The organism is Empedobacter sp. 225-1 (genome assembly GCF_030328185.1).
GTDB classification, from domain to species: Bacteria; Bacteroidota; Bacteroidia; order Flavobacteriales; family Weeksellaceae; genus Empedobacter; species Empedobacter stercoris.
Genome location: NZ_JACALO010000067.1, coordinates 1 through 6,771, shown reverse-complemented (window position 1 = coordinate 6,771; position 6,771 = coordinate 1). Strand labels below are relative to the sequence as shown.

At 28.6% G+C, this 6,771-nt stretch carries 8 protein-coding genes; all 8 read right to left on the bottom strand.

The genetic code is table 11. From position 1 onward, the window contains the following. Positions 1-188: 188 nt before the first annotated feature. The gene (locus HX088_RS13485; protein ID WP_015431540.1) at positions 189-1,160 is read right to left on the bottom strand and encodes an aminoglycoside phosphotransferase family protein; all 972 of its coding nucleotides are present in this window, start codon (positions 1,158-1,160) and stop codon (positions 189-191) included. A gap of 222 nt (positions 1,161-1,382) precedes the next feature. Beyond that, positions 1,383-2,165, bottom strand: a complete 783-nt coding sequence (gene lnu(H), locus HX088_RS13480; RefSeq protein ID WP_286484428.1) for a lincosamide nucleotidyltransferase Lnu(H) — start codon at positions 2,163-2,165, stop codon at positions 1,383-1,385. Positions 2,166-2,517: 352 nt separating this feature from the next. Beyond that, positions 2,518-3,183 carry a hypothetical protein gene (locus HX088_RS13475; protein ID WP_286484427.1) on the bottom strand — a complete coding sequence of 222 codons (666 nt, stop codon included), beginning with the start codon at positions 3,181-3,183 and terminating at the stop codon, positions 2,518-2,520. Between the two features lie 429 nt (positions 3,184-3,612). Then, the gene (locus HX088_RS13470) at positions 3,613-3,939 is read right to left on the bottom strand and encodes a type II toxin-antitoxin system RelE family toxin (RefSeq protein WP_286484425.1); all 327 of its coding nucleotides are present in this window, start codon (positions 3,937-3,939) and stop codon (positions 3,613-3,615) included. Continuing rightward, positions 3,929-4,144, bottom strand: a complete 216-nt coding sequence (locus tag HX088_RS13465; RefSeq protein ID WP_188320247.1) for a hypothetical protein — start codon at positions 4,142-4,144, stop codon at positions 3,929-3,931. Before HX088_RS13465 ends, HX088_RS13470 begins: the two co-directional genes overlap by 11 nt. Before the next feature lie 68 nt (positions 4,145-4,212). After that, entirely contained in the window at positions 4,213-4,434 is a 222-nt protein-coding gene (locus HX088_RS13460; protein WP_284584290.1) for a hypothetical protein, read from the bottom strand. A gap of 11 nt (positions 4,435-4,445) precedes the next feature. Then, positions 4,446-4,928, bottom strand: coding sequence for a hypothetical protein (locus HX088_RS13455; protein ID WP_284584289.1), 483 nt, complete (start codon positions 4,926-4,928; stop codon positions 4,446-4,448). Positions 4,929-4,940: 12 nt separating this feature from the next. Beyond that, positions 4,941-5,969, bottom strand: a complete 1,029-nt coding sequence (locus HX088_RS13450) for a replication initiation protein (RefSeq protein WP_225540535.1) — start codon at positions 5,967-5,969, stop codon at positions 4,941-4,943. Positions 5,970-6,771 lie beyond the last annotated feature (802 nt).

Sequence of the window (6,771 nt, the reverse complement as noted above, 5' to 3'; positions counted from 1 at the left end):
TCGGGTCAGCTCCCTATTATTTCAAGGGATGTTTGTCTATTAGCGTTGTTGTGTAGCCTTGCAGCTAACGGTTTGGGGCTTTGCGAGGGCGGGGATTTTCAGCAGAAAATCTCGACCGAAGCACTAAGCTACAAATATAGCGAAAATCTCCAACGGAGTATTTTCGCCCCGCTCTTGCAAAACCCTTGTTACCTGCTGGCTGTGTTTTTAGGTTTGGATATTATGTTATCAACTTCTTTTTTCAGATAGTTTAAGTTGATTTTGTATTCTTCCGAATTGAGTTCGTCAAATTGTAATTGTTCGATAAACTCAAAAATATCTTGAAGTTTTCTACTTGTCAGATAATATTGTAAAACCGTTTCATTGATTTGATAATCAGGATTGAGTTCATAATATCTTTTGATAAACAAATCAAAATAAGGTTGCTGATAAATGCTGAAAATATCGGCTTCGGGTGGTGCAAACTTTATTCCTTCCCAATCCAAAAGATATAATTTTTGTTTGTCTGTGATAAGATTCCAATGATGAATATCTGTATGACATAAACAATATTTTAAATCTTTTTCCTTTAAAGCATTTGATAAATTATACCATTCGTTGATTTGATTTTTTATAATTGAAAGATTAGGTTGCAGTACCGTTTTGATTTCCGTTTTTAGTTGGTCAAGGTTTTTGTCTATCCAATTGTTTAGTTTAGAAATAAACGAAAGGTCAAATGTTTCAGAAATCTGCGAAAGGTCAAAAGGAGTTTTTTTTAAATGATGTAACTGACTGACAATTTCGGCTAATTGAGTTATTTGTTCTTTGGTTAAATTTTTTTCTCCAACTGTTTCTCCTTTAATGTAATCAAACAAAACATATATATAATTTTCATCTTCGCACCTAAAATCATCAGATTGCGTTTTAATCAATCGAATGATTTTTCCTTTCAGCAGAGTTTGATTATCAAGCCAATCCACAATGGGAAGATAAAGGTCGATGTGTTCCGTTAAATAAGAAGTTGATTTTCGACTTTTTTCATAAACTTTTAAAAAATAAAAATGCTCGTTTTCATCTTCTATTTTATAAGCCAAAGAAGCCCAACCACCTTTTTGTTTAGAAATTGTGTTTGTTTTGATAAGATATTTTTGTTGCAATGTTTTTATCAATGTTTCAACCATTTTATTTTGTCGGATTTTTGGTTTCAGCTTGCAGGTAACGTTTTGGGTATTGCCGAAGGCGGGGAAATCGAAGCGATAAGTTTCGATTTTGCACCGAGGCGAGCCAAAACGAATTTTTATGAGATAAATTTAAGAAAAAAAACGAATAAAATTCGTTTTTGGCGGAATAGTAGGGCAGAACCTTGAATTTAGCTCTTTAGCCCCGCTTTTGGCAATACCTTGTTAGCGGTAGTTTTTTCTTATTTCGTGTAGGATTTCGTTCAGTTTTGTTTCAATATTTAGTTCGTCAAATAGTTTCTCCGATAAATTTAATGAGTTTTCAAAAGCTAAAATTATGTTCTTAGGATTTAAATCCGATGTTATTGTTTTATACGCAGAATACCAAGTCATATCAATATCCTTTTCAAGACTTTTAGTCGGACTTTCCCAATGTTGGGTTTTGTTTATTCTTGCTCTAATAAGCCAGAGCAAATATTTCTGAACGTTTGATAAACTATGATGAGCGTGAGCAAATTCCTCTCTCTTAATTAAGTTACTTGTTGTCAGTACAACATTCAGTAATGATTGACTTAACCACAAGATGTTTTCATTTGTTATTCTTTCGGGCGATTTCGTTTTGATTTGATTAAGCGTTTTCGTTAAATATCCGTCTTTGTCGATTAGGTTCATTTGGTCAAAATCGCTAAATGTAACTATTCCGTCCCAAGATTTGATAATTTCAATTTCCTCTGTTTTTAAAAAATGAAATTCTCCTCTGACCAAATTCTCAAAAATAGCAACTTCGGTTCCATATTCATTTATAAAATATAAAGCCACAGGATGAATTTGATTTACCCATTTTTCTGCTGAGAAATTTTCTTTATTTTTTACAAAGATGTAAAATTCGATGTCAGAATATTTGTCTCCTTCGTTTTTGGTAAATGAACCATACATAAAAACAGCGGAAATATTTTCGTCTTGTTGAGCTATAGATTTTGTTTTGTTAATCATTTGTAACTGTGTCATTTTTTCTAATTTTTAAAAGTTAATAATAGAAAATTCCATTACTTTTTGAAAGCAATGAAAAGGTTTAAGTTTATATATTTTGGACAGTTACTTATAGCTTCATCGGATTATATTTTTTTATGTTCAACATTCTGTTTGGTAAAATTACCGCTAACGGGCCGCGGCTTGGCGATAGTGCGGGCTTGAATTGAGCTAAAGTTCAATTCAGACCGAAACTGAGCCAAAGCTGTGAGCCTTTTGGTAAATTTAATAAAAAAAACAAAAGCAAACAGCTTTTGGCGGATAAATAGGTGAGAAATTCAATTTTGCACTTAACCCCGCATTTTGCCAAGCCGATGTTAGCAGAAGTGTTTTATGCGAAAGTTCCGTCTTTAAGTTTCTCTTTTTCAATTCCTGCATTTTCAGAAAACCATTCTAAGATTACAGATTTAAATTCATTTTTGTTAAAAGAATTTTCATTATTTCTTATTTTAAAATAGTTTTGAGCAGTATTTTTTTCAATAATTTCTCGAACTGTTTTTTTGTCCAATCTATTTGTAAATTTTGTTAGATAAAAACCAAAAACTGAAATCAATATTCCGAAACTTGCGATTTTCCAATAAAAGAATAGACCAATAAATGAAATAGCAAATGCAAAAAACAAAATATTTATTGTTATTTGACTTGGAGCTAAAATTTCAATTTTATAACCTAATTTTTCTTCAATTTTTTTTACATTTTTTCTTCGATTTCTTTTCGAGAAAATACTTTTCAACTTAGTGTCTGGATGGATTTGATTTTTTTCTATGATATTTTCAGTTTCCAAAGCGTTTCTAAATTGATAAAATGCTCTTTGACTTGTACATAAATTATCATTCTCAAAGTTAACTTTTGAAATTATCAATTCGCTAAATTCATTAAAGTCATTTAGTTTTTCGGTTTCGGAATTTTCTAGTTTGATTTTGAAAGTTTCTTCAAACATTGGTAATACATCTTCGATATTTTCTATTTCAAATTGGTCTAATTTGGTAGTGTTCATATTATGTACAATTTTGGGAAACATTTCTGCTAACATAGTAATTTACGAAGTAAATAATAGAAAAGTTTCGTGAAATATTCCCTATATCCGTATTTCGTGTAATTACTTTGTTAAAAGTAATAAATTCTTTGATAGTCTATATTATCTAAATAACATTTGTATGAATAGCGAGGTTTTTATTTAAAATTTTTAAATTCTCAATCATGGATCACGAAACTCTACAATTGATACTTTATTAATCTATTTCATTACTTAACATAATTCTTATTATCTACCAATAATTTTTAGGTTAAAATGCTGATTTTAAACAAGTGCCGTTTTGGATAAATTAAATTGATCTTGAAACTACTCTACAATGCGCATTTTACCGTTGCAACTGCATATCCAAATCGGACAAAATAAAGCCTTAGTATTTCAAATACTAAGGCTTTATTTTATATTTTTTAATAAATCTTTTATTTCTTCATCTGAAATAGAATCTTGATCGCTTTTATCATAAATAGATAGTAGATAAATAGTTTCGTTTTCGATTAAGATATGAGTAATAACTCTTGCTCCACCACTTTTACCCTTTCCTTTAGATTTTATAGCTAAACGTACCTTGTAGCAGTTGTTTCCTAAATTTGTTCCAAGAGCAGGGTTTTGTTCTAGTTCCTCAAACAAAAAGGAAAGATCGTCTTTAATGGAGCGATACTTTTTTCCTAATCTTTTCGCTTGTTTTAGAAACTCTGGAACAACAATAATACTATAACTCATTTAGTAATTCTTTAGTAGAAATTCCTTTTAATTTACCGTCTTTTATTAAATTCAATTCATTAACGGCTTGAGAAATTTCATCTTTGATATTACTTGAGTTATTTTGTTTTGTAATTTTCATTTTTAAAGCTTTTGCAAATGCTTTTAATGCCTTAGCTTCTTCTGATGTAGATGGTTCTACTATATAGATTTCTTGTGTTGTCATATTTTAATTCTTTAATAATGAACGTAACTAATCTGAAAACAAAAATACAAAAACTGTACAAGTTATTTTTATTGAGTTACTTGTTTATTTATTTCATCTAAAATAGATAATTGATTTTTAGATGCAGTTTTTTGTTTTTTAATTTCTTTTTCAATTGTAATGGAATGATCGTTTCCGTGTTGAAAAAGTATATATTCGATATATTTTTTCAAACTCATTCCGTTTGCAGAAGCAAGGATAGATAAACGTCTTTGTGTTTCTAAATCCAAATCAATTAATTTTCTTTTCATATCTGGAGGAATTATTGGTCTAATCCTTTTTCTTTTGCTTCAATAAAATTGCGTTGTTGAAAAACATCAATCATTTTTTGATGCATTTCTAAATGCTTTTGGTAAGTCTGTTTATGATACTCTAATTCATTTAGAAGTGTCTGAATATATTCTTTAGAATCATCTAATCTATTTTTTGATTCTTCAATCTTCTCTTTCAATAAAGGGTATTCAGTTAGTCTTTTTTGAAACTCTAAATATTCTTCTTGAGAAAAAGCTTCAATAATATCAAATTCTTCATTCTCTACATCAGAATTAGTGTCCGAAGGTTGTCCGTAGGTTGTCCGTAGGTTGTCCGCTGAATATTTATTTATAATAAAATTAAATGCGTCTTCTGATAGTAGATATTTACCTTCTATTTTAGATATTTCTTTATCTATGTATCTTCTGACTGTTCTATCAGAGACTTTTAGTTTTTTTGAAATATCGGTTGTGGTGAATTTTATTTCCTCCATTTTGTTTAATAATTACATGTCCGCAGGTTGTCCGTGGGTTGTCCGCGTATTTAGAAATTTATTTTCAAATATTTGTTCAAACTTCTTCTTTAATGCTCCAATAATAAATCCTTTTCGATTGTCTGCATATGTTGAAGGTTCTCGAAGATCGGTAAGAAAATCTAATAAAACTTCTTCAGATAAATTATTATACAAACTTTCAAATAAATTCAAATTATTGTTCAATTCTTTATCTGTAAAATCGAAATTATGTTTTAAATAATCCTCAATATTTTTTGGAATAAACCAACGATTAGACATTTGTTTATTCAAGTTCTTTCTTTGGATATTTTCACTATCAAATTGAGGTTGATAAATAGGAATAAATCTTATAGAAGTTATTTTTTTACCTGTTTTGATTTTCTCATAGTGAAATGTGTAAGGAGATTTTTCGTCTAATTCCTTTTTTGCAGAATCAACGACCCTTTTTATAAAATTATTTGTATCCTGATATTTATTCTCAATTAAGAACATTTTTTTTAAGTTGTCAATAGAATAATTAATCGGTTTTTTTTGTTCCGAAATAAGCTCATAAAATCGCATAGCGTAAGTTGTTTCAAAACTAAGCGCAATATCTAATCTTAATTTCCTAAAACCTTTCGCAAAATTTATTAGAACTTCAACAACTCTTGGGTTTAGTTCAAACTCTACATATTCATTTCTTTTGTATGCTTTAGGTTTTTCAATTAATCGAACTAATTCCCATAAGTCGTCATCTTCATACTCAAATGATTTACTTTCTAAAGATTTTAGAGCATTTTTAAATTGCTGATGATTTTTATCGTCGGTAGATTTTAGAAGAGAATTATAGGGAATTTTAATTTTATAACTATCGTCATCTTTTTTAATTAGAGAATATTTTTTATTCAACTCCTTCCCTTCAATTAAGAACTGAAACTGTTCAATAATTCTATAAAAAATTCTTTTCTCAAAAACTTTATAATCGTATTTTGCGGTTGTCAAAATATACGACTGTATTAGTTCCTTCTCTTTAATAATCATTCAAGTATGGTTTATCTCCAACAAAATTAATACTAAAAAATTTAAAAACCAACATATAACTTTGTAAGTTGGAGTTAGTATTACAAAAGTTGGAGTTTGATTGTTTTTTAGTATTACAAAAGTTGGAGTTAAGTATTACAGAAGTTGGAGTTGATAATTTTTAAATCTTTTTAATAACTATGATATTCAATTTAATATCCGTTTTTTGTCGAAAGCCGATAAGTTATGTATAATAAGCTATGTTTAATTAATACAAAAACATGGTAATTTTTTAGTTTTTAAGGGTGTGATTTTCTTCGAAAAATCACTTTTTGGAGCTTGCGTGAAATGCACTGTTTTCGTTGGAGTGAAAAAAACAAAACAAAAAAAAGGAAATAGCAGACCGCAGGTCGCACCAAGGGGGGCGGACGGACTTTTTATTTTTGATAAATTTATCTAATTTAATTAACTGATTTTTAATTCATTAATGTATTTTTGTTGCTCAAATTTAATGTTTAACCATAAATTTGAAAGCGAAACGATTTTAAAACGGCTTCTTTTGAGGTCGTTTTTTTGCGTTTTAAGACATTTTATTTTTAATAATTAGGAAATTATAGCAAAAAGTATTTAAAGCTATTTAAAGCTAAATATTAACTATCTACAAGCTTATTCACTCCTTAATTTGAGTTAAAAACAAGTGGCTTTTTAATTATTAGATAAAATAACAATGAAGAATGACCAAAGTAAAACAAATCAAAAGAAAACAAAGGTAAGTTTCGCACCATTAAATTTTAGCATAAAGCCGTTTCACTTTTTATATAAA

Bases quoted from the DNA above. Each gene is read 5' to 3' on its own strand.
- HX088_RS13485 (WP_015431540.1), bottom strand. From the start codon at position 1,160: ATGGTTGAAACATTGATAAAAACATTGCAACAAAAATATCTTATCAAA.
- HX088_RS13465 (WP_188320247.1), bottom strand. From the start codon at position 4,144: ATGACAACACAAGAAATCTATATAGTAGAACCATCTACATCAGAAGAA.
- HX088_RS13455 (WP_284584289.1), bottom strand. From the start codon at position 4,928: ATGGAGGAAATAAAATTCACCACAACCGATATTTCAAAAAAACTAAAA.
- HX088_RS13470 (WP_286484425.1), bottom strand. From the start codon at position 3,939: ATGAGTTATAGTATTATTGTTGTTCCAGAGTTTCTAAAACAAGCGAAA.
- HX088_RS13450 (WP_225540535.1), bottom strand. From the start codon at position 5,969: ATGATTATTAAAGAGAAGGAACTAATACAGTCGTATATTTTGACAACC.
- HX088_RS13460 (WP_284584290.1), bottom strand. From the start codon at position 4,434: ATGAAAAGAAAATTAATTGATTTGGATTTAGAAACACAAAGACGTTTA.
- HX088_RS13475 (WP_286484427.1), bottom strand. From the start codon at position 3,183: ATGAACACTACCAAATTAGACCAATTTGAAATAGAAAATATCGAAGAT.